Here is a 24,632-nt window from a genome sequence, read left to right as displayed (position 1 = left end):
CCGTGCCAGGAGCCCACCCGCCCTATTCACGACACGGGAATCCCGGGCCTCGACCTCGGCCACCTTCGCCGGGTCACGCTGGCGCAGCTCCCGAACCTCACGCAGCCGGTGGACTTCCTCCACGTGCCTTGCCCGGGCCTCCCGCAGCGCGACCTCCTGTCCCGGCATCACGGGGCCCCTCGCCTCCGCCGCCTCCAGCGTCGTGCGCGAGCCGCTGGACGTCCTTTCGCGCCAGCCGAACAGGGGCTCCTCCCACGCCGCGTTGGCGACCGTCAGCACGCGCCGCACCTCCCGGGCCAGGGGAGCCGTGCCCTCGGGACGCTGTTCGGGCGCGAAGGCCAGCAGCCGCTGGACGAAGTCCTCCAGCACTGTCGGCACACGCGGGTTGAGGCCCTTCAAGGCTCCCAGGCCCTGTGACGCCAGGGGCCCGAGCGGCACGCCCCACGGGAGCGCGGGGTACTGGTCCACCAGCAGCCGGTAGAAGGTGACCCCCACCGCGTACAGCTCATCCGCCACCGAATAGGCGTAGGGCTCCTGCGCCCCGGGCCGGCGCTCCGCCAACGCCCGCCACCGGAGGAGCTGGGGGCTGTAATAGCGCGGACTGCCCGGAGGAAGTCTGGCGGTCGCGGTGAGGGCCGGTGCCCCCGAGTACCAGCCAGCGCCCCAGTCCAGCAGCTTCACCCTGCCGTCGGGCGTGACCAGGACGTTGTCGCCCTTGAAGTCCCGGTGCAGCGCCGCTTCCGCGTGCGCGGCGGCCAGCGCCTCCAGCACCTGCGCCAACAGCAGCGCCACCTGACGGCCCGTGGGGTTGCGGGCCAGGGCCCACTCATAGAGCGATTCACCCTCCACGTACTCCATCACCAGATAGGGGTGCTCCACCGGCCCCAGTCGCCAGACACCATGCGTGATCAGCCTCACCACGGCCCGGTGGCGCACGCGCTCCAACAACGCCGCCTCTCGCGCGAACCACCGCTCCCCGGGGCGTCGCGACAACTTCAACGCATACAGCCGCCCACGTGCACGCCCTGCCCTGCGCACCGAATAGGTGGTCCCGTAGCCTCCCGCGCCCAGCCGTCCCACCACCTCCCAGCGATCCACCCGCGTCCCCGGCGGCAGCCACTCCGCGGACAACACGATGCGTCCCACCTCCATCCCGAAGCGTCCTACCTCCAGCGATTCAAGGCTCACAGCGACAACCCTTCCCACCGCACGGCGCGGTCGGCCTCCTGGTTCCAGGCCTCCAGCAAGTAACGGGCACCTGGATCCGAGCCCTTCGGCATCTGCCACTCCACCACGACCTGCCCGCGCATCCCGGGTGTCAGACGGGCTTCCAGCATCCTCACGGGTGCCTCCAGGACGACGCGGCCTGGCTTCCCGTCGCCATGCAGCAGGGTCAGCCGCGCCACGCCGGGCACCCAGGGGGATGCATCCGGAGCATTGCCCAAGGCGAATGCCATCACGCGGGTCGTGAGATGGCGGTAGAGCATCGAGCTTCCCACGACCTCCAGCCCCGGACCGTTGAGGGCCTTGACGGGCCGCTCGAACAACACGGCTTCTGGCCCCAACGCACCGATAAGCACCGCACCTCCCAGTCCGGTCTGGGCGCACTGCGCACGCAGGAGGGCCAGCCCCGCCTCGGTGGCGGCGCACTGGGCCCGGAGCAGGGCCAGCTCCTCGCCCAGGGCCTCCGGGGACAGGGCATGGCGGGAGACCTCCACCAAGGTGTCCACCTCCATCGGATCCGTGACGAGCAGGAACGTCACCTGCCGGGGTGCGTCCTCGCCCGCGAAGCGCGCCGTGATCAGCGGACGGGAAGCCTCCGGCATGGCCACGGAGGGGCGCAGCACCATCACGCCCGGATATACCTTCGCCTGGGCGAACAGGGGCGCCAGGGCCTTGGTGTCCACGGAGGACGGCAGGATGTCGTCGTTGAACACGACGGTGGTGACCACGCCGGGAGCGACGCGCAAGAGGTGCAGCGTCGCGGCCTCGTCGGCCCGGACCACCAGCCGGCGCTCCTGATGAGCGCGCTTGTCCGGAGCCCCGGCCCGCGCCGGAGCCGCCGCGCCCAGCGCCACCACCAGCATTGGCAAGACAACCCCAGGGGATGCGAACACGCAGGAAACCTCCAGCGTCATACCCTACCAGAAGGGGATGACGTGGCGGGTAACCATGGCGGGGACCTCCCTACAGGGGCTTCCAGAGCAACTTCAGGGAATGACTTCCGGCGACGCGGTGAACAACGCGTGGAACAGCGTCGTCTCCGGCGGTGCCTTCCACTCCACGAACAAGGGCACGGGCCGGTGCGCCATCTCCCAAGGAAGCAACCCTGCCCCGAACTCCGCTTCGATGGCGCTCCCCATCACCTGGGCAGGCAGGATGAGGGAGTCAGGAAGAGGGTCGAAGTGCGCCTCTGGACTGCGCCAACCCCCATGCTCCCGTTTCTTCCGCACGGCATAGATGGCGTAGACAGGCGCCAGGATGCTGACGCACCCAATGACAGCCCACCGCACCAGAGGAACCGTCCCGTCATCGGGCGGGTAGGCAATACAGCGCAGACAGGGTGCGGTCGTGGGAGCCGTTCCATCTCCCATCTCGAAACCGGGCAACAGCCTCTCCAAGGTCTCCAGGAAGGCGTTCCACCGTCCCATCTTCGGCAGTTCCTGCTCCCAGAGTGCCTCCAAGCGCTCCGCCTTGGGGCTCCGTTCCTGCCGGAGATAGTACTGCTCATCCGTTCGCCAATACCGCCCGGCCACCTCCAGCAATTGCTCCTCGGTCAATGGGGTCACCATGTCCGTATCCTCAAAGAAGAGAGTCGCCAAACTGGACAGGCGGAGCCTTTGACTGACATGTCCTTGTCATCTGCGCGCCATCAATGGAAGCAGCGACAGTGGGTGCGAGAGCCGTCTTGAACTCCTCACAGAGCAGCCCCAGGGGTGAAGCAGGAGTCGCCCTGCCAAAGACGAGATCGAGTGGCTTCCGGCATTCCGCGGCACCTCGCTGAATCCATGCCCCACGCAGGTGGTTCATCGTAGCGAGCCTGCGGAGCGACCGCGCCCCATGCCCATCGACCCGTCATGACTCCAACATTGCCTCGGGGGTGAAATTCACCGCGCCTGAAACTCCCCCGCAACCTTTCCAGCGCCCCCGGGTTCATCACGGAAACCACCGCGGACTCCACCGTCCGCCACCGCTCCGGGACCTCCCATGCGCCACTCCCTCGTCGCCGCCGCCGCCACCGTCGCCTTCCTCCTCGGCGGTGCCGCCAACCAGGCCTACGCCGAACGCCAACCGCGCATGCGCGACGCGCTGGCCCACCTGGAGACCGCGCTGTCGGACCTGCGCGCCGCCAACAGTGACAAGGGCGGCCACCGCGTGAAGGCCATCCAGCTCACGGAACAGGCCATCGCCGCCGTGCGCGACGGCATCCAGTTCGACAACCGTCACTGACAGCCCCGCGCTTCACCCGCGTTCGATGATGTCCCGGATGCGCGTGGCCAGCGCCTCCATCGCGAAGGGCTTCGTCATCATCGCCATGCCCGGCTCCAGGAACCCGGAGGACACCGCCGCGTTCTCCGCGTAGCCCGTCATGAACAACACCTTCAGCCCCGGACGCGCGGCCCGCCCCGCGTCCGCCAACTGCCGGCCGTTCAACCCCGGCAACCCCATGTCCGTCACCAGCAGATCCAACCGGGGCGCGCCGCGCAAGAGCCGCAGGCCCTCCGTCCCGTCGCACGCCTCCAGCGCGCGGTAGCCCAATTCCCGCAGCACCTCCACGATGAGCGCCCGGATGACCTCCTCGTCCTCCACCACCAGCACCGTCTCCCCGGACTCCGCCGTGTGCGCATCCGTGAGCTCCCGGGGCGCCTGCACGTCCTCCGGCACGCCCTCGCCCTGGTAGCGCGGCAGGTACAGCCGCACCGTCGTGCCCTTCCCGGGCTCGCTGTACAACTGCACGGAGCCCTCCGACTGGCGCGCGAAGCCGTAGATCATCGACAGGCCCAGCCCCGTGCCCTGCCCCAGCGGCTTCGTGGTGAAGAACGGCTCGAACGCCCGCTCCAACACCTCCGGCGACATCCCCGTCCCCGTGTCGCTCACGCTCACGCTCACGTACTGCCCCGGCGCCAGGTCCCGCACCTGGGCCACGGCGCCCGCGTCCAGGGACACGTTGCCCGTCTCCACCGTGAGCGTCCCACCCCCGGGCATCGCATCCCGGGCGTTGATGACCAGGTTGAGCAGCGCCGTCTCCAACTGGTTCGGGTCGCACTTCGTGAGCCACAGCCCGCCCGCGAGCGCCAATTCCAGCCGCATCTGTTCGCCCAGCGTCCGGCGCAGCAGGTCCTCCATGGACACCACCAGCGGATTCACCTTCACCGGCTTGGGGTCCAACGGCTGCAACCGCGAGAACGCCAGCAGCCGGTGCGTCAGCGCCGCCGCCCGGTGCGCGGAGCTCATCGCGCTGGTGATGAAGCGGTCCAGCTCCGACGTGCGCCCCTGCTGCAAGCGCTTCCGCAACAACCCCAGCGACCCCACGATGCCCTGGAGCAGGTTGTTGAAGTCGTGCGCGATGCCCCCCGTCAACTGCCCCACCGCCTCCATCTTCTGCGACTGCCGCAACGCGGACTCCGCGGCGGTCAGCGCCTCGCGCGCCTCGCGCTCCTCCGTGATGTCCCGCCCCACCGCCATCAACATCGACGGGTTGGCCTCCACCACCGACCAGGAAATCCACCGCCACCGCCCATCCTTGTGCTGGTAGCGGTTGTCCTTGCTGCGCAGCGTCCGTCCCTCGCGCCGCTCCTCCACGTACTGCGTGGAGCTCGCCAGGTCGTCCGGGTGCAGGAAGTGCTGCACCGGCGTCCCCACCAGCTCCGCCTCCGTCCACCCCAGCAGCCGCTCCCACGCGGGGTTCGCCGCGACGATGTTCCCATCGCGCTTCAAATCCACCACGATCATCAGGTCCTGGCTGAGCCGCCACATCAGGTCGCGCTCGGCGGTGCGTTCGGCGACGCGCGCCTCCAGCGTTTCATTGAGCGCCCGCAGGCCCTCTTCCGCCCGCTTGCGCTCCGTGATGTCGCGCGACGCGCCCATCAGCCGCACCACCCGGCCGTCCGGCCCGACGACGGGCCGCGCCTGCACCGACAACCAGTGCACCGAACCGTCTGGCCACAGCACCCGGTATTCGACGTCGTAGTCCACCCGCTCCGCGAGCGTGCGTGCCAGGGCGGCCCGCCTCCGCTCCACGTCCTCCGGGTGGACGGAGGCCAGCAGCTCCTCGTAGCCGAACGGCGCCTCCCCATCGCGCCCGAAGTTCATCTTGCTCGTCGCGGACAAGGTGAGCGTCATCGTCGCCACGTCCAGCACCCACTCGCCCAGCCTCCCCGCCTTGAGCGTGAACTTCAGCCGGGCTTCGCTGTCGCGCAGTTGCTGCTCGCCGCGCATCCGGTCCGTCGTCTCCCGCACCACCGCGAGCACGCCCTGGATGTGGCCTTGCGCGTCGCGCACCGGGCTGTAGTCCAGGTCCATCCAGACGTCCTCGGGCGCGCCATGGCGCGACAGCACCATCGGTTCATCCCGGAACGACACCGTGCCGCCCGCGAACACCGTGGCCAGCACGTGGCGGTTGAGCTCCGCCATCTCCGGCCAGGCCTCCAGCGCCGGCCTGCCCAGCAGCCCGGGGTGCCTGCCCCCCGCCACGACCGAGAACGCATCGTTGTAGAGCAGCACGCCGTCCGCGCCCCACAACAGCACCAGCGGGACGGGCGATGAGAGCACCAGGCCCACCGTCGTCCGCAAGGCGTCGGACCACGCCAGGGGCGGCCCCAACGACGTCGCTGCCCAGTCGAACGCGCGGATCCGGGCGCGCTGTTCGCCCTCTCCAGCCAGGAAGTCAGGATGCGCGGGCGAACTCATCACGAGGACGCTAACGTCGGACCCTGGCCTACTCCACCCCCGTGACCTGACAGGAGGTCCAATGGGGCCTTCAGGACGAACATGCTTGCCAACCAGGGCACCAGCCCCTGAACGCTTGCATCCTTCCTTGCCTGGACAGTACCGGCCCAAGCGGTTACGCACTGCATCCCGCCCCTGATGCCTCCCCTTCCCTCCCCGCCAGCGTCTTCCCGTGACTCGCCCCAGGTCTGGTTGCTGGAGGACTCGTCCCTGGAGGCGCGATTCACGCAGGAGGCGCTGTCCTCTTCCTGTGAGGTCACCCACTTCGCCGACGGGGCCACGCTGGTGGAGGCCCTGGGCTTCCGGACACCTCCCGACGTGATGGTGCTGGACCGGGAGACGCCTGGACTCACGGGCCTGGAGGTCTGCCGCTTCCTGCGCGGCAATCCCGCCACCGCCCTGATTCCCGTGCTGCTGCTCACCTCCCACCAGCGTCCCGAGGACGTCGCGGAGGGGCTGGACGCGGGCGCCAACGACTACGCCTTCAAGCCCTTCCGGAGCACGGAGCTGGTCGCCCGCGTCCACGGACTGGCGCGCTGGGGCTGGCGCCAGCGGCAGAGCGCGCGGGACGCGGCGGAGGCGCTCGAACAGACCCAGAGGCACCTGACGGACGAGCAGGCCCGGCGGGACCTGGCCGAAAGCACGCTGCAGGAAGTCCGCGACGCGGAGGCGCGAGCCTGGCGCAGTGACCAGCGCTTCCGGCTGGCCGCGCGCGCCACCCGGGACGCCATCTGGGAGTGGGAACAGGAGACGGACAGCCTGGACTGGAGCAGCAGCGACCCGACGCTCGTCGGCGTGCTGGAGTCCCCGCGCGTGTCGCGCTACGACTGGTGGCGGGAGCACATCCACCCCGAGGACCTGCCCGCGGTCCGCAAGGGCTTCCGCGACGCCATCGAGGGAACGGAGGACACGTGGCAGAGTGCCCACCGGTTTCGGAGCGTGTCGGGCGCGTGGCTGGACGTGGAGGAGCGGGCCATCATCGTCCGGGACGAGAAGGGCCGGGCCGTGCAGGTGGTGGGCGCCCTCAAGGACGTCACCGCGCGCAAGCGGTTGGAGCAGGAGCACCGCCAGCGCAGTGACTTCGAACGGCAGCTCATCGGTATCGTGAGCCACGACCTGCGCAACCCCCTGGCCGTCGTCCTCCTCTCCGCCAACCTGCTGCTGCGGCGCCACGGGATGGAGCCGGCCCAGGAGAAGCAGGTCCGCCGCATCGTCACGTCCACCGAGCGGGCCGTCCGGCTGATCCGCGACCTGCTCGACTTCACGCAGGTCCGCCACGGCAGCCTGAAGCTGCACTACCAGGACCTGGACTTCCATGCCCTGGTGGAGACCGCCGTCGAGGAGGCCCAGGCCTCCTCCCCGACCCGGACCCTCACGCGGACCCGGGACGGCGACGGCGACGGCAGGTGGGATGCAGACCGGCTGGCCCAGGTGGTGGGCAACCTGCTGGGCAACGCGCTGGCCTACGGCGACCCGGAGACCCCCATCCGCGTGAGCAGCTACGTGCAGGAGCACGAGGCGGTGCTGGAGGTGCACAATGCCGGCCTCCCCATCCCCGCCAACGTGCTGCCGCGCCTCTTCGAGCCGATGGAGCGCGGCGCCGCCCACCAGGAGATAAGAGTGGACCGCAGCATCGGCCTGGGGCTCTTCATCGTGCGGCAGATGGTGCGCGCCCACGGCGGCACCGTGACCGCGCGCTCCTCGCCGGAGGCGGGCACCACCTTCACGGTGCGGCTGCCCCGTCGCCCCCCCGCTTCACAGCCAGCGACACTGCCCGGGTGAACTGCTCGATGTCATAGGGTTTCAACAGCAACTCGATGACGTCCGGTCCGGTGTAGTCCTTCGCGCCCTCGCGGTTGGTGGTGGTGAGCACGAAGGGGATGCCCGCGGCGACAGGGGAGGCGGCCAGCTTCTGGAACGCACTCCAGCTCAGGTCGAACGGCACGCTGATGTCGTAGACGATGACCGCCGGGTGGGTCTCCTTCACCAGCGTGGTGAAATCCAACGGGCCGCGGACGAGGTCCTGCACCCGGGCCCCCCGGGTCTGGAAGCCCGCTTCGTCCAGCAACTCCTCCAGGGCCTCGATGAGGTCCTCACTTCCATTCAGCACCAGCACGGTGGGTTTTTTCCCCATGAGGACAAAGTGCTTCCTCCCGCTTGGGAGGGCATGAGGTCACGCACCGGCTGTACGGCACCGGACAGAGCTTGCCTGGGGGCTCCCGCTCGCGGGACGGCTTGCTCGGACCCGCGCGGGCCCGCTCAAGCCCGGACGGCCGGCGGCCCCGCGCGCGGCAGCCGCACGCTGAAGGTGGAGCCCCTGCCTTCGGTGCTCGTCACGGACACCTGACCGCCGTGGGCCTCCACGATGCGGTGCAACCGGTACAGCCCCAGGCCCAGCCCGCCGTAGTTGCGGGCGGGCACCGCGCGCCCGAAGCGACGGAACAGGCCCTCCACCCGGTCCGGTGCGATGCCGATGCCGTGGTCGCGCACCACCAGCAGCGCCGAGTCCGCGTCCCCCTGGACCTCCAGCTCCACCGGCTTGCCCGGACCGAACTTCACCGCGTTCACCAGCAGGTGCGTCACCACCTGGCCCAGGCGGACGGCGTCCCAGTGGCCCAGCGTGGGCGTGGCTTCGCGCAGCACCAGCCGGCACCCCGCGCGCGACGCCGCCTCCTCCGTGCGCCCCATCACGTCGCGCACCACCTGCGTGAGGTCCACGTCGTCCAGGTTCAGCCGGGGCGAATGGCTCTGCAACTGCGACACGTCCAGCAGCCCCTCCACCAGGTCCGCAAGCCTTTGCACCTGGCGGTCCGCCGCCACCAGCGCGCGCTCCAGCCGCTCCGGGGCCACCTGGCGCTCCAGCTTGAGCGCCGCCGCGGTGCCCTGCACCCGCAGGCGCAGCGCGGCCAGGGGCGTGCGCAGCTCGTGCGCGGCCACCGCCAGGAATTCGTCCCGGGCGCGCACCGCGTCGCGCGTCTCGCGGTACAGCCGCAGTTGCTCCGTCACGTCGCCAATGATGCCCGCCATGCGCACCGGCAGCCCGCGCGCGTCCCGGAGCGCCCGGCCCCGGCTCACGCACGAACGGTAGCTGCCATCCGCGTGCCGCAGGCGGAAGGACACGTCGTAGGGCGTGCCCTGCTCCAGGTGCTGCGCGAGCGCGGTGGCCACCTCACCCCGGTCCTCCGGGTGCACCCGCGCGAGGAACGCGTCGGGGGTGCCGGAGAAGCCCTCCGGCTTGAGCCCCAACATCTCCAGCAGGCGCGGGCTCCAGTACATCGTCTGGGCGCGCACGTCCCAATCCCAGACACCGTCATAGGAGCCGGACACCACCAGCCGGTAGCGCTCCTCGCTCTCGCGCGCGTCGCGTTCGGCCTGCTCCAGGAGCCCCACGCGCCGCTCCAACTGCCGCACCATCGCGTACAGGTGCGACTCCGTGGACAGCTCGCCGGGCACCGGCGCGGGCAGCGGCCCTTCCGCGCGGACTTCGCGCAGGAGCAGCGCCACCAGTTCGTTGTCGCCCTGGGTGCGCCGCACGAAGCCGTTGGCCCCCACGTTGGTGGCCATGCGCAGGTCCAGCTCATCCGGCGCGGTGGCATGCGTGAGGATGACGGGCACGCGGGAAAGCTTCGGATCCTGGCGCAGCGTCAGGCACAGCCGGAAGCCGTCCAGGCGCGGCATCAGCACGTCCGCCACCACGATGTCCGGGGGCCGCCGCCGCGCCAGCTCCAGTGCGGCCAGCCCGTCCTCCGCCACCAGCACCTCGAAGCGGAACGGGGCCAGGGACAGTTGCAGCAGCTTGCGGAAGACGGGGTCGTCCTCCGCCACCAGCACCCGCAGGGGCCGGGTCACTTCCGCGTCCCGCGCCTCCGGAGGCAGCGCCTGCCGCACCGCCTCCAGCCGGGCGCCCAGCGACACCGGGGACGCCAGGAAGCCCGCCACCGGAACGCCCAGTCGCCCCAGGGCCTCCCGCTCCCCCGGCGGCGCCTCCACCCAGAGGCTCGCTTTGGAGGCCGCCAACGCCTCGCGCAGCAGGTCCGCCTGCCCGCCCAGGACCGTCAACACCCCACCGGTCATCAGCACCAGGTCGACGGGCGGGGTGTCGCGCAGCGCGCGCGTCAGCGCCTCCATGCCGGTCGCCAACAGCACCCGCCACCCCTGACTCTGGAAGGCCAGCGACAGCAGCTCCCGGTGGGCTCCGGGGGCGTCAACGAGCAACAGGGTGGGCTTCATCGGGTGGAGGCGAACGGAACGGACAAGGCGCGAACGACGGATCGGTCTGGCGGGTGGAACCCCAACGGCCCACGCCCAGGTTGCAGGAAAGCCGCAGTGTGAGGACGAGCCGCAGTGAGTCAAGGCACCCGTTGGGAAGTGTTGGAAGCTGGAAGCCCCCACGCCCGCCCTGCACCGGCGCGAGGCAGCGCCCGCGGCCAGCGCCACCGCCCGCCCTACCGCCGTGACGCGTCACAGCTACAACCGGGCTACAGGTACAACTTCGCTCGCGGTGGCCGGGACGCGGCGCGTTGGCTGTGTTATTCGACCTTCCATGGGTGCCAAGAAAATCTCGGCGCAGGAGAAACTGACCGGGTTCCAGGACCGGATTCGCGCCGCGGGGCTGCGCAGCACCGCCCCCCGGGTGGCCGTCCTGCGCAAGCTGGAGACCGCCACCGCGCCGATGAGCCACGCGGACCTGGTGGAGGAGCTGGGGGGCGAGGGCTACGACCGCGTCACCATCTACCGCAACCTCACCGACCTGACCGAAGCAGGCCTCGTCGTCCGCGCCGACCTGGGCGACCACGTCTGGCGCTTCGAGCTCAAGCGCGCCGGCGGCACCGAACACACCAACAGCCACCCCCACTTCACCTGCACCGACTGCGGCACCGTCGCCTGCCTCCCGGAAGAGTCCGTGCGCATCACCGCCGCCCGGGGCGTGCCCCGCGCCGTGTCCCAGCGCGCCGTGGAAGTGCAGTTGCGCGGCCTCTGCGACCGCTGCGAGTAGCCCGCCCCTCCCCTCCCGCCCGGCATGGGGGCGACCCTGGGCTGTGTGGCCATCGGTAGGCATAAACCTACATTTGCCGCTTCCGCTCGCCCTCCTCCGGGTACAGATTGGTTCTGGCGAGGGTAGGAGGCCCGCCGTCCCGGCTCGGGGGACGGCCTGGGGGCGCTCCCAAGGCTCGCAGGGGGAACGGGATGGAAGCCCACCACACGCTGCTGGTCGTCGACGACGACATGGACATCCGGGATGCGCTCCAGGACGTGCTGGAACTGGAGGGGTACGCCGTGCAGCTCGCGGCGGACGGCCTGGAGGCGTTGGAGCGGCTGCGTTCCTCGGAGCCCCGGCCGCAGCTCATCCTGCTGGACCTGATGATGCCGCGCATGGACGGCATCGCCTTTCGTGAGGCGCTGCGCCACGAGCGGGCCTGTTCGGACATCCCTGTACTGGTGGCCAGCGCGGAGCTGGACGTGCGCAGCACGGTGGATGGGATGGGCGTCGCGGGCTACCTGCGAAAGCCGCTGGACCTGTCCGCGCTCCTGACCACCGTGAAGCGGCTGTGCCTGCCGTCGGACGGGCTCGTGAGCGCTGGCGCCTGACTGCCTGCCTGCCCTGCCTCCGGCCGGGCGGCGCTGACGCAGGGAGCCAGTTGGCGCGGGAACATGGCCGCCCCACCCTTTCAGGCAGACGCGGCCCATCGGGACGCGGAACCACACACTCGAACCAAGGGAGCGGGACCATGAAGAAGCTCATCGTCGCGGCAGTGATGTGCCTGGGTACGGCCGCTTTCGCGCAGAGCCCCACGGGAACGCCGTCCAACCCGGCGCCGAGCGCGCCCAGCACCGGACAGATGAACGGCCCGACCACGGGCGTGGAGGCCCAGGAGGTGGGGCCCGCCATCAGCAACACCGCCAAGAAGGTGGTGGGCGCCGACAAGGACAAGGCGGCCGGCACCGGCGCCTGGAAGATGAAGGACGCGTACAGCCTGTCCGGCACCGTGAGCGGCCAGGACGACGACGACGTCACCATCGCGCGCACCGGCGACCTGCCGGCGGTGAAGCTGGACGTGCGCGACCAGACGGTCGTCACCCTGGACGGCAAGACGGTGAAGGCGAACGAGCTGCCGGAGGGCGCCAGCGTGCGCGCGAAGTTCCAGTTGGAGGGGGATGACTCCGTCGCGCTGGAGCTGAAGGCCACCTCGCCGAAGGGCGCGGTGAAGAAGTAACGCGCGTCTTCCAGACCCCGGGCGCTCCAGGCCCCGGCCGTTGATCATCTTCCGGGCCCGCCTCCCATTCAGGGATGGCGGGCCCGGCTTTTTTACTGCTCATTTTTACGGCTCATCCAGGGCACCCGCGTGGACCGGATGGGAAAGGGATTGCCCTCTTCCGGGTGGCCCGTGAGCGGAACACCCGTGCTCCAGGGCAGGTACGCCGATTGCTTAGGGAACGCGCGGGGAGATCACGGTGAATCGACGACTGCTGGGCGTGTGTGTTGGGGCGATGGTGATGTCGGCGTGGGGTTGCGGCGGGTCGGAGGGGCCCACCAACCCAGTGGATGACGGGAACAACATCGATCCCCGGCCAGGGATTGATGCGGGAACCGGCGGGGGCTCCGACGGAGGGACGGATCCCGGAACGGATGCGGGCACCGACGACGGGGGCACGAACCCCGGGACGGACGCGGGCACCGACGGCGGCACGGATCCCGGAACGGACGCGGGCACCGACGGCGGCACGGACGCGGGCACCGACGGCGGCGTGGTGGACCCCGACCCCGTGGGGGACCGGTGGCCCACGGATCCAGTGACGAACTATTCGGAGCGCTACGGCATCGGGCGGGTGCAGTCGGTGGGCCTGGACCAGGGCAAGAACCTCTGGGTGCTGGATGGCAGCCGCATCGGCGTGGTGCGCGCGGACACGCAGCAGTTGGTCTGGGTATCGGGCGCGGTGGGGCAGGCGGCGGCGGGCGGCAACGCCACGGTCATCTGCGGCGGCGCGGCGGGCCGGGCCTACGTGGGCTACAGCGCGGAGGACCTCCAGCCGGATCCGGAGTTCCCCGGCCTGCACACCAACTTCATCGTCACCAACCCGCCGTGCGAGGTGCCGGTGGGTGACACCCAGTGCTACGCGTACAGCGAGCGGCGCCTGAACTTCTACAAGGCCGGTGACGTGGACGCGGTGAAGCTGACCGCCAACGGCCAGGTCGCCTTCGAGGAGCACATCAACCAGTCGGTGCGCCACTCCTCGGGTGGGGCCGCCGTGCAGACGGGCCCGCGCGTCGTCAACGGCGTCAGCCTGGGCATCCGCAACAGCAACGACCACCACTTCGACGAGGACCGCAGCATGCTGAGCTGCGTGTCGGTGATGCGCGGCCCGAACAAGGGCGACGTCTACGTGGGCAGCAACCACGGCGTCACGCGCATCCGCGAGCTCCAGTACAACGCGCACCGGCACCCGGTGTGGTTCGACGCGCGCGGCTCGCAGTACGCGGGCTACACGTACGGCCTGGGCATCGCGCAGGACGGCGACGTGCTGATGGCCAACGACTGGACCTTCGGCATGGTGAGCCCGTCGCCCCGCCTGGGTGACTGGGACAACACCGACACGGCCATCAACCCGTCCAAGGTGAAGTCCTCCTACCTGCCGGAGCTCAACTCGCAGGCGGAGTTCGACTACTGGCGCGGCTTCCAGCAGACCACCGACGGCGCCTACTACCTGGGCAGCAAGTCGCTGGGCCTGTGGAAGGTGGGCCTCACCTCCTCCACCAGCCCCACGCAGCAGGGCACGCGCATCGGCGCGGACGTGGGCGCGCTCGACGCCATCAACTCGCTGGCGGCCACCAATGACGGCTCGCTCTTCATCGCCACCAACTCCGGCGGCCTGTACCGGCTGACGCCCGCCAAGACGCTGGAGAAGGTGGACGCCGTGCGCGCCAACAAGGTCCTCCAGTTGGTCTACGACCCCTCGGTGACGCCCGGCATGCTGCTGGTGCTCACGACCGACGGCCTCACGGTCCTGCGCGGCTACTGAGCGACAGCCGCCCTTGAGGGCGCACGCACGGCCGCATCCATGAGACCCCTCGGCGTGCCTCGCTGGCGCCGCGGGGTCCGCGTGTCTCCGGCGGGTCCCACCCAGGCGACAGGGCACGGCGCATGTCGCACGGAAAGGCAGCCGGGCCTACCTGCCTGGACGCCGGGAAGCGGGCGGAAATGTTCCGGGAGGCGACCCGGTTCTGATTCCACCCCGCGCTGGCAGCAAGGGGAACAGGCGGGCCGGGGCTCCAGGGCTTACGGCGATCCGGTCCGCTCTCTACAATCGCTTCCCGCCTCGCTGGAGGAATCCGAACGCATGCGCCTGAGACTCGCCCGCCGCCGTCACGCCGCAGGTGCCTCCTCCTCCGTCGCCCAGGCCGAAGCCCTGGAGATGGAGTCGCACGGCCGCAACGAGCTCCTGGCGCGAGGCCCAGACCCGTTCCGTCCCGACCGCCGGCTGCGCTGGCGTGACCACTTCGTGCTCACCGAGCACCTGCTCCAGTTGAACGGCATCTCCCCGGAGCATGACGGGCTGCGCATCGCTCAGTTGTCGGACGTGCACGTGGGGCAGGCGACGTCGGACGTGCGCATCCGTCGCGCGGTGGCCGCGGTGAACGCGGCGGCGCCGGACCTGGTGTTCCTCACGGGCGACTACGTCACGCACAGCCCCAAGCCGCTGCCGCGCGTGCGCGAGCTGCTCAAGGGCCTGGAAGGGCCCGTCTTCGTGGTGATGGGCAACCACGACCACTGGGTGGACGTGCGCTACCTGCGCGCGGGCTTCGAGGACCTGGGCTACACGGTGCTCCAGAACGAGCACCGCGTGGTGCACGTGAAGGGCGCGCCGGTGACGGTGCTGGGCATCGACGACGGACTGACGCGCATGGACGACGTGGAGGCCACCTTCCGGGGGGCGCCCACGTCGGGCACGCGGCTGGTGCTGGCCCACACGCCGCCCACGGTGGAGAAGCTGCCGTCGCACGCGGGCCTGGTGCAGTTCTCCGGACACACGCACGGCGGGCAGTTCATCGTCCGAGGCCTCACGGAGGCCCTCTTCCGCCGCGCGGGCCAGCCGTACATCCGTGGCCACTACCGCGTGAACGGCAACCACCTGTACGTGAACCAGGGCCTGGGCTTCGGCTTCGGCGGCCCGTACCTGCGCCGGGGCAGCACGCCGGAGGTCGCCTTCTTCACCCTGCGCAACACCGCGGCGGCCCACGTCGGCGCGCCCTGATCCGCGCCGGACCTCCTGAAGCGCCCGGCCCCTCGCACCCGGACATGGGAGCGGGGGGCTTTCGTCAGCGCAGCGGGGTGCCCAGCTTCATGCCCCCGAGCGACGTCTCGCGCTTCTTGCGCGACAGGCTGAAGGGGCCGGGCCCGTAATAGACGATGAGCAGCGCGCCTCCCGCCATGGAGAGGTTCTTCATGAAGTGGATGAGGTTGTTCTGCGCCTGCACCGGGTCCTCCATCCGCCAGAAGTGGTGGACCATGAAGGCGGAGGCCAGCAGGAAGACGGCGAGCATGGCCGCGCCCAGGCGAGCGAACACGCCCAGCAGCACGCACAGGCCGCCCACCACCAGCACCCCACCGGACACCAGCACCGCCAGTCGCGGGTCGGGCACACCGGACGCCTGGGCGTAGGCCGTCAGGGCCTGGAGCTGGAAGAAGTGATTCAGGCCGCTGGTGATGAAGATGACCGAAAACATCAGCCGGCCCAGCGGCGCGAGCAACCCCATGGATGACCTCCGTAACGTCTAGCCTCTCCCCCTCAACGTGGACGGGCCGGTGTCATTCTCTACTTGTGCACGGATGGGCGGGCGGACAGGCAGCCTCCGCTCCCCCGGCTGGCCCCCGGACGACAGGACAGGGGGTGCGTCTCCAGGCCGACGCACCGGCGGGCTGCGACAACTCGCCGCAGTTTCCCGGGACGGGGGGACGCTAGGGTGGCCACGCCTTGAGAACCGCCCCGACCCTGGCCCTGGCCGTCCTGTGCGCCGCGCTCCTCGTCCCCGCCTCGCGGGCGTGGGCCTGCGCGAGCTGCGCGTGTGGTGATCCGACGCTCACGTCCATGGGCGGCGAGCAGCCCTTCGAAGGCCGCCTGCGGCTGTCCACCATGCTGCGCGCCTGGGGACACACGGAGGGCCAGCAGAACCTGGACGCGCAGCGGCTGCGCGAGGTGCGCATGGACGTGGCGGTGGCGTACGCGCCCCGGCCCTGGCTGGTGCTGGCGGTGAACCTGCCACTCCAGGCCCGCGAGGTGCTGGACGTGAGCCTCGCGCGGGAACGCGGCTGGGGGTTGGGCGACATCGACGTGAGCGCGAAGGCGTTCGTGTGGAAGGACAAGGAGTTCTCGCCGGACCACCTGGTGAGCGTGGTGGGCGGGGTGAAGCTGCCCACGGGTCCCCGGCTGAACGCGCGGGACGGCACGGCGCTGGGGTTGGATGCGCAGCCGGGCAGCGGCTCGGTGGATCCGATGGGGGGCCTGGCGTGGCAGGGCTTCCGGGGGTCGTGGTCGTTCATGGCCAGCGTCCTGGGCTTCCTGCCCACGCGCGGGCGCGAGGACTTCCGGCTGGGCGCGTCGGTGCGCACGTCGGTGGGGGCGCAGTACCAGCCCTCGACGCGCTGGGCAGTGCGGCTGGGATTGGACAGCCGGGCGGAGCGGGCGGCGGACACCGCCGGCGTGTCCGAGGAGAACGGCGGAGGCTTCATCGCCTATGTGTCGCCGGACGTGCTCTTCAGCCCGGGCATGGATGTGGTGGTGCAGGCCGGGGTGCGCATCCCGGTCGTCAATCAGTTGCGCCGGGTGAGCTCCACGCCCATCGCGCAGCTCTCGCTCGCGTACGACCTGTGATGCCATTGCCTTCGCGTATCGTGTCGGGTGTGTGGTTGCTCGGGGCCCTGTGCGGCCTGGGCGGCTGTGGTGAGCGCGTGGACGGGGTGCACGTCACGCTGGGGCTCGAACACCGGGCCACCTCCCACGGCGTGGAGGCCTCCGGCGGAGAGCGCTCCTTCACGCGGACGGATGGACAGACGCTCACGCTGACGCGCGGCTATGTGACGCTGGGCAGCGTGGAATTGAAGCCGTGTGAGGAGGCCCTGGGCTGGCGCCTGCTGCGGGCGGTGTCTCCCATTGGCACCGCGCACGCGCACTCCACGGGGTCGCCGCGGCTGCTGGGCACGCCTCACGTCAGCGGCCTGGAGCGGCCGGATGGCAACGTGTTGACGCTGGGCACGCTCAGGCCCGCGCCGGGGCGCTACTGCCGGGCACGGCTCACCTTCGAGCCCGCGGACACGGACGCCGAGGGACTGGCGCTCGCGGCGGACAGCGGCGTGGACATGGTGGGCCGCACGCTGTGGCTGGAGGGGACGCGGGTGCCAGCGGGAGGAGGCGAGCCCCAGCCCTTCCGCCTGGTCACGTCGAACATCGCCTCGGTGGAGGTGGTGCTGGACGGGCTGACGTTGTCCGAGGAGGAGCCCGTGGCCGAGCGCACCTTCGTGCTCGCCTGGGACCGGTGGCTCGCGAGCGTGGACCTGGAGTCCCAGGGAGCGGCGGCCACGGTGCTGGACACGGTGGCCCGCTCCGTGGCGATGTCCTCCGTCGCGCCATGACGATCCCGCCGCCCGCGTCCGCCCTCCCTGCCGAACCCTCGCCCCGGGCCCGCATCAACCTGGTGTGGCTGTTGCGGCTGCGCTGGGGCGTGCTCGTCGGGCAGGCGGTGCTGGTGGCGGTGGCCGCGTGGGGCCTGAAGCTGGCGCTGCCGGTGTCAGCGCTGGTGGCGCTGCTCGCGGTGGAGGCGCTGACGAACGCGGCGGTGCGCATGGGCCTGTCCCGCGCGCGGCCGGTGGCGGAAGCGGCCATCTTCGGGCTGATGCTCTGGGACACGCTGGTGCTCACGGGGCTGCTCGCGCTGAGCGGCGGGACGCACAACCCCTTCACCACGCTGTATCTGGTGAACGTGGCACTGGGCACGGTGCTGCTGCCGGCGCGGCGGACGTGGGCCATGCTGGTTTTCACGCTGCTCGCATTCGGTTCGCTGTTCGTGTTGCAGGACGTGACGCTGCCGGGGCTGGCGCGGCCGGACCACGCGGAGCTGATGCGTCTGCATTTGAGCGGCATGTGGGTGGCGTTCGCGGTGGCCGCGGGCTTCATCGTGTATTTCATTCAACGCGTGACGCGGGCGCTGGCGGAGCGTGAGCAGGAATTGGCGCAGACGCGAGCCCGGCACGCGCGGCAGGAGAAGGTGGCCTCGCTGGCAACGCTGGCGGCGGGCGCGGCGCATGAGCTGTCCACGCCGCTGTCCACCATCGCGGTCGTGGCGAAGGAGCTGGAGCGGGCGCTCACCGCGTCCCAGACCTCGGAGTCCGTGCGCGAGGACCTGAGGTTGATCCGCCAGCAGGTGGACCGGTGCCGGGACGTGCTGGTGCAGATGTCCGCGGACGCGGGCCAGACGACGGGCGAGCCCTTCCACCCCATTGCGCTGGAGCGACTGGTGGAGGAGACCCTGTCGGAGCTGTCGGGCCGGGAGCGCGTGCGCGTGGACGTGCCGGAGGCGCTGAAGGCCTACCAGGTGCACGGGCCACCCAGGGCCCTGGCGCGGGTGCTGCGAGGACTGGTGAAGAACGCCCTCCAGGCCACGCCCAGGGACCGACGGGTGGAGCTGCGCGCGAGGGCGGAGGCGACGGGGGCGCGGCTGGAGGTGCGCGACGAGGGCGCGGGCATGCCGGACGCGGTGCTGGCCCGGGCGGGTGAGCCCTTCTTCACGACGAAGGCGCCGGGCGAAGGCATGGGCCTGGGGTTGTTCCTGGCGCGTTCGCTGGCGGAGCAATTGGGCGGCTCGCTGGAGCTGCGCTCGAAGGCGGGAGAAGGCACGACGGTGGGCTTGAGCCTGCCGGCCGCGAGCGCGCAGGAGGCGGCGGCGTGAGCACGACCGTGGTGGACCACCGCCCCAGCCTGTTGCTGGTGGACGACGACGCGACGTTGCGCGAGCGGCTGGCCCGGGCCTTCCGCGAGCGCGGCTGGGACGTGACGACGGCGGGCCACCACGAGGAGGCGATGGCGGCGGCGGGACGCGAGTCGCCCGAGTACGCGGTGGTGGACCTGCGGATGCCGGGGCACAGTGGGCTGGAGCTGGTGCGCGACCTGCTGGCGGTGGACGCGTCCACGCGCATCATCGTGCTGACGGGCTACGGCAGCATCTCCACGACGGTGGACGCCATCCGGCTGGGGGCGGTGAACTACCTGCCGAAGCCCGCGGACGCGGACGACATCCTGGCGGCGTTCGCCAGGGCCGCGGAGGAGCCATCCGTGGCCGCGCCGGAGACCCTCCAGGCGCCGTCATTGGCGCGGGCGGAGTGGGAGCACATCCACCGGGTGCTCGCGGACAGCGCGGGCAACATCTCCGAGGCCGCGCGCAAGCTGGGCATCCACCGGCGCTCGCTCCAGCGCAAGCTGCAGAAGTACCCGCCGTCGCGCTGACGGCACCCTCCGAAATAAATCCTCACAAAGCGGCGATATGGCGCCGTCCCCCTGGCGTTGCACCTCCACGTCCCCCTTCGCGGGACGGGGTCGTCCATCTCCGCCGGGGGAGCCGATGCACTGTCGCTGGATTCTCGTCGCCGTGACCTTGATGTCCGTGGGCTGCGCCCATTCACAGCGTGGGTCCGATTCAGAGCTGCCCAAGTACGAGCACGTCTTCCAGAAGCCCCTGGCGGAAGCCCTGACCGTCACGCGCCAGTTGCTGGAGGAGAAGGGCTACAGCTTCGAGGAGACCGAAGACCCCAACCAGCTCGTCACCACGTGGAAGTCGCCCGACAAGACCCAGGGCCGGGTGGACACCTATTCGCGCTACCTGGTGACGGGCATCGTCCTGAGCCCGCGCCAGTCCGTGGTCCGCATCTTCCGCATGTCCCATGAGACGGCGACCAACGACGTCGAATGGCGCAAGCATTGGTGGAAGGTGTCCGCCTTCTGGGGAGAGCACTACTCGGACGCTTTCGTGAAGGAAGTGGACCTGAGGCCGGACAGCACCAGCGAGAAGCGTCTGGCCATGCTGCGCGGCGTCCAGCACGGCACCCGCGACATGGACCTGGAGCAGGCGCTCACGCTCCGGCTGGAGTCCGCACCCTCCGTCGAGGTCATCAGCGGCAACATCGCGGAGGAGAAGCGGCCCAGCGCGGTGAGGGATTCGGACTTCTACCTGGAGGGCTGGAAGGAAGAGCCGAGCGCGGAGGGCCCGTGCACCACGACCGTGAAGGGCCTGCCGGAATTGCTGCACCCGGGCCTGACGCTGCTCATCGGCGAGCAATTGGGTTCGAACGAAGCGCCCCAGATGGTGGGGCACGTGGTGTGTCAGGCCGCGCAGACGGGCCTCGCGGTGGTGCTCGGCCTGTCCATCCCGGACACGGAGCAGGCGCGCGTGGACGCATACCTGGCCAGCCCCGGCGCCCCGGCGGATCAAGACGCGCTGTTGGAAGGGCGCTTCTGGTCGCGTCCCTACCAGGACGGCCGCAGCAGCCGCGCCATCATGGAGCTCATCGACCGCGTGCGCGCGCTGCGCACGGCGGGACAGCGGGTGTCGCTGGTGGCCTACGACACGGACGTGCTGCGCGGCAGCGAGCGCGACGCGGCCCAGGCGAAGCTGTGGACCGAGCGTCGGGCCGCGAAGCCGAATGAAATCCACATCGTGATGGCGGGCAACACGCACACGCGCATCGAGAAGGGCACCGAGTGGGACCAGGGCTTCACGCCGATGGGGCACCTGATGAAGGACTATCCATCGCTCGTGGTGCTGGAGATGAGCTACGCCCAGGGCACGCGCTGGGGCTGCGACCTGAACCGCGACGGCAAGCTGGCCTGCGGACTCGTGGGCGCCACGCCGGCCCCCAAGGTGGCCGCCCGGGAAGGACTCAGCCCGTACATCCAGCGGCTCGACGTGCCCGCCAGCGAAGGCTTCCAGGGCCTGCTCTACGTGGGAAAAATCACCCCCTCACTGCCCGCCATCCTGGGTCCACAAGAGGCCTCCACCGGGCCCTCGTTCAACCTCACCCCCCAGCCCCGCACGGGCGGAACGCCCAGGCCGTTCTAGCCAGCACCTGTCCGCGTCGAGAGGCCCGGCTTCCCACAAGGGAGGTCGGGCCTTTTCGCGTCCTGTGCGCTGGATTGCCAGGGTCACGGAAGCCCCTTCCGTCAGCCCCACCCTGACACGCCTGTCATCACCCCGAGTGAAGACATCTCATTTCCTCGGTGCGGCCCCCTGACATCTGAAACAGACGCGTGAATTCTGTGACGGAGTATCACGCATTGACGGCTTTTCTGTTATGTCGGGTTCGTAATTTTATCACCCAGATTGAATCCCTCTCAGGCCGTCCTCCCCTCCCGAGGAGGAATCCCCTCGCCATGACCCGACTCACCCTCTTCTTGAGCAGTCTCTTCGTCGCCCCCCTGGCGCATGCGGTGGAACCCGCGCCCCTTCCCACCGTGGAGGAGGAAGCCCCGGTGCCGCCGGAGGTCCTCTACCCGGTGGACTTCGCGGGGGGCCCCCGGGGCGGCTTTGCCCCCGCGGCCCTGGCCCCGCTCACGGGCCTGGCCCCCGCGCCCCTGCCCTCCTGGACGAAGGAGCACGGGACCGTTGGAACGGAGCAGGCCACGGCGACCGCGACGTGCGGCGGGTTCCTCTACACGGTGGGCACGGCGAACCGGGCCCTGCCGGGGGGATTGAGCGCGGGCGGAATGGATGTCTTCCTGCTCAAGCACAAGACGAGCAACGGTCAGCTCATCTGGACGGAGCAGTTCGGCTCCGCCTCCGAGGACTACGCCACCGGCGTCGCCATCCAGGGCTGCGCGAGCGGCAATCCCTCCATCTACGTGACGGGCTACACCAAGGGCACCCTGCCCGGCGGCGCCCTCCACACCGGGACGAACCAGGGCGGCTACGACGTCTTCGTGCGCAAGTACAACCTCAACAAGGGGTTGCAGTGGAGCCGCCAGCGGGGCTCCGACAGGGATGACCTGTCGTATGGCATCGCCGCCAACGAGACGACGGGCGACATCTACCTCACCGGCTACACCCTGGGGTCCTTCGTTCCCGGCGTCACCGCCAGCAGCTTCGACATCATCGTCGCTCGCTACCTGGCCAACGGCACCGCATCCGCCGCCCTCCAGTTGGGCACGACCGCCAACCGGACGGACATCGCCCGGAGCCTCACGGTGGACCGCGACGGCAACGTCTACGTCGCCGGCTACACCAACGGCACGCTCCCCGGCCAGGCTCCGCTGGGAGGCATCGACTTCTTCCTGATGAAGTACTCCGCGGACCTCGGCACCCGGGACTGGGTGCGCCAGGAGGGCACCTCGGGCGCGGACTACGGGTACGCGGTGACGGCGTCCCGCAACGCGACGGGGGCGACGGAGCTCTACCTGGTGGGACACACCCTCGGCGCGACGCTCCTCCCCGGCCTCCTGGGCACCGGCACCCTGGCCAACGCGGGCGACTACGACGCGGTCATCTTCCAGTACAGCACCGCGGGCGTGAAGCAGCGGGCCACCCTGCTGGGCTCCCTGGGCCGCGAGTCCGTCACCGCCATCACCTCCGACGGTGGGGCCAACCTCTACGTCGTCGGCACGACCACGTACGACCTGAAGAGCGTCCCCGGTTCGTTCCTGGGCAACGTGGACACCTTCCTGGCGAAGTTCGACGTGCAGCTCAACCTCAAGTCCCTCCACCAGTACGGCTCCACCCATCCGAACCCCGCCCTGAAGGACGAGACGGCCACGGGCGTCGCCGCGGACAACGACACGGGCGTCTACGTGGTGGGCTACTCCAAGGGCCACATCGGCACCGGGACGAACCAGGGCGACACCGACCTCTTCGTGATGCGCTACGCGGACGGCTGCTCCGTGGATCCGGCCCTCGTGGCCTCGTGCCGCAGCGGCAATGGCTGGGGCGACCCGCACCTCGTCACCTCCGACCGCTACAACTACGACTTCCAGGGCGTGGGCGAGTTCATCCTGACGGAGTCCGTCCCCGTGGCCGCCGAGCCCTTCACCGTGCAGGCGCGCCAGAAGGCCAGCGGCAACCGCGTGGCGCTCTACAGCGGCGTCGCCGCCCGCTTCGGCACCGACCGCGTGGCGGTCTACGCGCGCACCACCCAGCCCCTGATGGTGAACGGCGCGGCGGTCTCGCTCCCGGTGGGCGACGTGCGGCCCCTGTCCGACGGCACCCGCGTCTTCCGGCCCACCTCCACGCGCTACGTCGTCACGTCGGCCCAGGGCGACCAGCTCATCGTGGACCACTTCACGTCCTACCTGAACCTCGCGCTCACCCTGGCGCCCTCGCGCGCGGGCCTGGTGCGCGGCCTGCTGGGCAACTACAACAACGTGCGCGCGGACGACTTCGCCCTGCGCGATGGCACGCAGCTCACCGCGCCGCTCAGCTTCAACCAGCTCTACAAGAACACCTCCAACTTCGCGGACAGCTGGCGCATCACCCAGGCGGAGTCCCTGTTCGACTACGGCGCGGGGGAGAGCACCACCAGCCTCACCAACCGCGCCCTGCCGTCATCCACGACCACGCTCAAGGCCCTGTCGCGGTCGCAGCAGGAGGCCGCGGAGCAGACCTGCCAGGAGGCGGGCGTCACCGACGTCATCCAGTTGGAAGGCTGCATCCTGGACGTGACCCTGACGGGTGACAGCACGCTCGCCACGGGCGCGGCGGAAGCACAGGCGTTGCAGCCGCTCGCCAACGAGGTGTACCTGGGCCACTTCGCGACCCGGGTCGGCACCGAGTGGAGCCACCCATCCACCCGCCTGAGCCCCTCCGGCGACCGCCTCTTCCTGGGCGAGTTCGGCAACGAGAGCGTCCAGTTGTCCCTGGCCTCGCTGCCCGCGCACGGCACCGTCACGGTGAGCTTCGACCTGTTCATCCTCCAGGGCTGGGATGGCAACGGCCCCTCCATCCCGCACACCTGGGGCGTGCGCGCCGACGGCGTGGGCGACGTGTTCCGCACCACCTTCTCCAACACGTCGAGCCGTCAGGACTACCCGGCCCAGGTGGGCGGCACCGCCAGCCCCGCGGGCACCAGCGCCACGGAGCGCGGCACGCTCCTCTACCCGAATGGTGATTCCACCTACCGCGTGAGCTTCACGTTCGAGCACACGGCGCCGGAGCTGGCCCTCCAGTTCTTCGCGGACGGCCTGCCCGGCCTCCCGCAGGCGGCGTGGGGTCTGGACAGCGTGCAGGTGCAGGCGCGCTAGCAAGGCCCCCTCCTCCATCAGGTCAGCGTCACCCGGGGCCCGTCCCACGCGTCGTCGTGGGGCGGGCCTTTGGTTTGTCCTTCCACACGTCAGGGTCGGGAATGCCCCTCCCGCACAACCCACCCTGACACGTTTGTCATCACCCAGAGTGAAGACACCTCATTACATTCGTGTAACACCAGGACATCTGAAACAAACGCGCGACGGTCCGGACAGGAAGCACACATTTATTGATTTTCTGTTATGTCGGCTCCGCAACTCACTTTGCCCCCGAAAATCCCTTTCAGGTTGTCCTCCCGTCCCGAGGTGAGGTCCCTTGACCATGTCCAGAGTCCCCTTTTTCTTGAGCAGTCTATTCGTCGCCTCCCTGGCCCAGGCCGTGGAGCGGACCCCGGTGGAGCGGGACCCCCGTC

20 protein-coding genes are annotated in these 24,632 nt (G+C 70.3%); 13 read left to right on the top strand and 7 right to left on the bottom strand.

Features of this window, described 5'->3' with window-relative positions; genetic code table 11:
• From D7V88_RS19735 to D7V88_RS19725, 3 genes are all read right to left on the bottom strand, one after another.
• A partial coding sequence (locus D7V88_RS19735; protein ID WP_147448783.1) for a protein kinase domain-containing protein occupies positions 1-1,188 on the bottom strand: 1,188 nt, incomplete at its 3' end.
• Positions 1,185-2,117: a DUF2381 family protein gene (locus D7V88_RS19730; RefSeq protein ID WP_158625112.1), complete on the bottom strand. Its 933-nt coding sequence runs from the start codon at positions 2,115-2,117 to the stop codon at positions 1,185-1,187. The genes D7V88_RS19735 and D7V88_RS19730, both read right to left, overlap by 4 nt.
• A gap of 93 nt (positions 2,118-2,210) precedes the next feature.
• Complete coding sequence (locus D7V88_RS19725; protein WP_147448782.1) at positions 2,211-2,792, bottom strand: hypothetical protein; 582 nt, start codon at positions 2,790-2,792, stop codon at positions 2,211-2,213.
• 415 nt (positions 2,793-3,207) lie between these two features.
• Here D7V88_RS19725 and D7V88_RS19720 point away from each other — a divergent pair, with 415 nt between their 5' ends.
• The gene (locus D7V88_RS19720; RefSeq protein ID WP_120542202.1) at positions 3,208-3,450 is read left to right on the top strand and encodes a hypothetical protein; all 243 of its coding nucleotides are present in this window, start codon (positions 3,208-3,210) and stop codon (positions 3,448-3,450) included.
• A gap of 12 nt (positions 3,451-3,462) precedes the next feature.
• Here the strand turns inward: D7V88_RS19720 and D7V88_RS19715 are convergent, their stop codons facing one another.
• Positions 3,463-5,910: a PAS domain-containing hybrid sensor histidine kinase/response regulator gene (locus tag D7V88_RS19715; protein ID WP_120542201.1), complete on the bottom strand. Its 2,448-nt coding sequence runs from the start codon at positions 5,908-5,910 to the stop codon at positions 3,463-3,465.
• A gap of 177 nt (positions 5,911-6,087) precedes the next feature.
• Here D7V88_RS19715 and D7V88_RS19710 point away from each other — a divergent pair, with 177 nt between their 5' ends.
• Positions 6,088-7,731 (top strand): sensor histidine kinase, encoded by a 1,644-nt coding sequence (locus tag D7V88_RS19710; RefSeq protein ID WP_120542200.1) that lies wholly within the window; start codon positions 6,088-6,090, stop codon positions 7,729-7,731.
• On the opposite strand, the gene D7V88_RS19705 is transcribed toward D7V88_RS19710, so the two are convergent.
• Both D7V88_RS19705 and D7V88_RS19700 read right to left on the bottom strand, forming a co-directional pair.
• Positions 7,673-8,083 (bottom strand): response regulator, encoded by a 411-nt coding sequence (locus D7V88_RS19705; RefSeq protein ID WP_120542199.1) that lies wholly within the window; start codon positions 8,081-8,083, stop codon positions 7,673-7,675. The two genes, D7V88_RS19710 and D7V88_RS19705, sit on opposite strands and share 59 nt — an antisense overlap.
• 125 nt (positions 8,084-8,208) lie before the next feature.
• Positions 8,209-10,164 (bottom strand): hybrid sensor histidine kinase/response regulator, encoded by a 1,956-nt coding sequence (locus tag D7V88_RS19700; RefSeq protein WP_341870693.1) that lies wholly within the window; start codon positions 10,162-10,164, stop codon positions 8,209-8,211.
• Positions 10,165-10,492: 328 nt separating this feature from the next.
• On the opposite strand from D7V88_RS19700, the gene D7V88_RS19695 reads away from it, so the two are divergent.
• From D7V88_RS19695 to D7V88_RS19675, 5 genes are all read left to right on the top strand, one after another.
• Complete coding sequence (locus tag D7V88_RS19695; protein ID WP_120542197.1) at positions 10,493-10,945, top strand: Fur family transcriptional regulator; 453 nt, start codon at positions 10,493-10,495, stop codon at positions 10,943-10,945.
• Positions 10,946-11,136: 191 nt separating this feature from the next.
• Positions 11,137-11,538, top strand: a complete 402-nt coding sequence (locus D7V88_RS19690; RefSeq protein WP_120542196.1) for a response regulator transcription factor — start codon at positions 11,137-11,139, stop codon at positions 11,536-11,538.
• A gap of 140 nt (positions 11,539-11,678) precedes the next feature.
• Positions 11,679-12,164: a hypothetical protein gene (locus tag D7V88_RS19685; protein ID WP_120542195.1), complete on the top strand. Its 486-nt coding sequence runs from the start codon at positions 11,679-11,681 to the stop codon at positions 12,162-12,164.
• 238 nt (positions 12,165-12,402) lie between these two features.
• Positions 12,403-13,968, top strand: a complete 1,566-nt coding sequence (locus D7V88_RS19680) for a hypothetical protein (protein ID WP_341870692.1) — start codon at positions 12,403-12,405, stop codon at positions 13,966-13,968.
• Between the two features lie 318 nt (positions 13,969-14,286).
• Entirely contained in the window at positions 14,287-15,201 is a 915-nt protein-coding gene (locus tag D7V88_RS19675; protein WP_120542194.1) for a metallophosphoesterase, read from the top strand.
• Between the two features lie 64 nt (positions 15,202-15,265).
• On the opposite strand, the gene D7V88_RS19670 is transcribed toward D7V88_RS19675, so the two are convergent.
• Positions 15,266-15,703: a DoxX family protein gene (locus D7V88_RS19670; protein ID WP_120542193.1), complete on the bottom strand. Its 438-nt coding sequence runs from the start codon at positions 15,701-15,703 to the stop codon at positions 15,266-15,268.
• A 218-nt stretch (positions 15,704-15,921) separates the two neighbouring features.
• On the opposite strand from D7V88_RS19670, the gene D7V88_RS19665 reads away from it, so the two are divergent.
• The 6 genes from D7V88_RS19665 to D7V88_RS19640 all read left to right on the top strand — a co-directional run bounded on the left by D7V88_RS19665 (position 15,922) and on the right by D7V88_RS19640 (position 24,219).
• Complete coding sequence (locus tag D7V88_RS19665) at positions 15,922-16,818, top strand: transporter (RefSeq protein WP_208726377.1); 897 nt, start codon at positions 15,922-15,924, stop codon at positions 16,816-16,818.
• Positions 16,818-17,576: a hypothetical protein gene (locus D7V88_RS19660; protein WP_120542191.1), complete on the top strand. Its 759-nt coding sequence runs from the start codon at positions 16,818-16,820 to the stop codon at positions 17,574-17,576. Before D7V88_RS19665 ends, D7V88_RS19660 begins: the two co-directional genes overlap by 1 nt.
• Entirely contained in the window at positions 17,573-18,889 is a 1,317-nt protein-coding gene (locus D7V88_RS19655; protein WP_120542190.1) for an ATP-binding protein, read from the top strand. Before D7V88_RS19660 ends, D7V88_RS19655 begins: the two co-directional genes overlap by 4 nt.
• Entirely contained in the window at positions 18,886-19,443 is a 558-nt protein-coding gene (locus D7V88_RS19650) for a response regulator transcription factor (protein ID WP_120533055.1), read from the top strand. The genes D7V88_RS19655 and D7V88_RS19650 overlap by 4 nt, the downstream gene beginning before the upstream one ends.
• Before the next feature lie 151 nt (positions 19,444-19,594).
• Positions 19,595-21,052: a hypothetical protein gene (locus D7V88_RS19645; protein ID WP_244238259.1), complete on the top strand. Its 1,458-nt coding sequence runs from the start codon at positions 19,595-19,597 to the stop codon at positions 21,050-21,052.
• A gap of 311 nt (positions 21,053-21,363) precedes the next feature.
• Complete coding sequence (locus D7V88_RS19640) at positions 21,364-24,219, top strand: SBBP repeat-containing protein (RefSeq protein ID WP_120542189.1); 2,856 nt, start codon at positions 21,364-21,366, stop codon at positions 24,217-24,219.
• Positions 24,220-24,632 lie beyond the last annotated feature (413 nt).

The organism is Corallococcus terminator (assembly GCF_003611635.1).
GTDB classification, from domain to species: domain Bacteria; phylum Myxococcota; class Myxococcia; order Myxococcales; family Myxococcaceae; genus Corallococcus; species Corallococcus terminator.
This window is presented reverse-complemented; position numbering and strand designations above follow the sequence as displayed.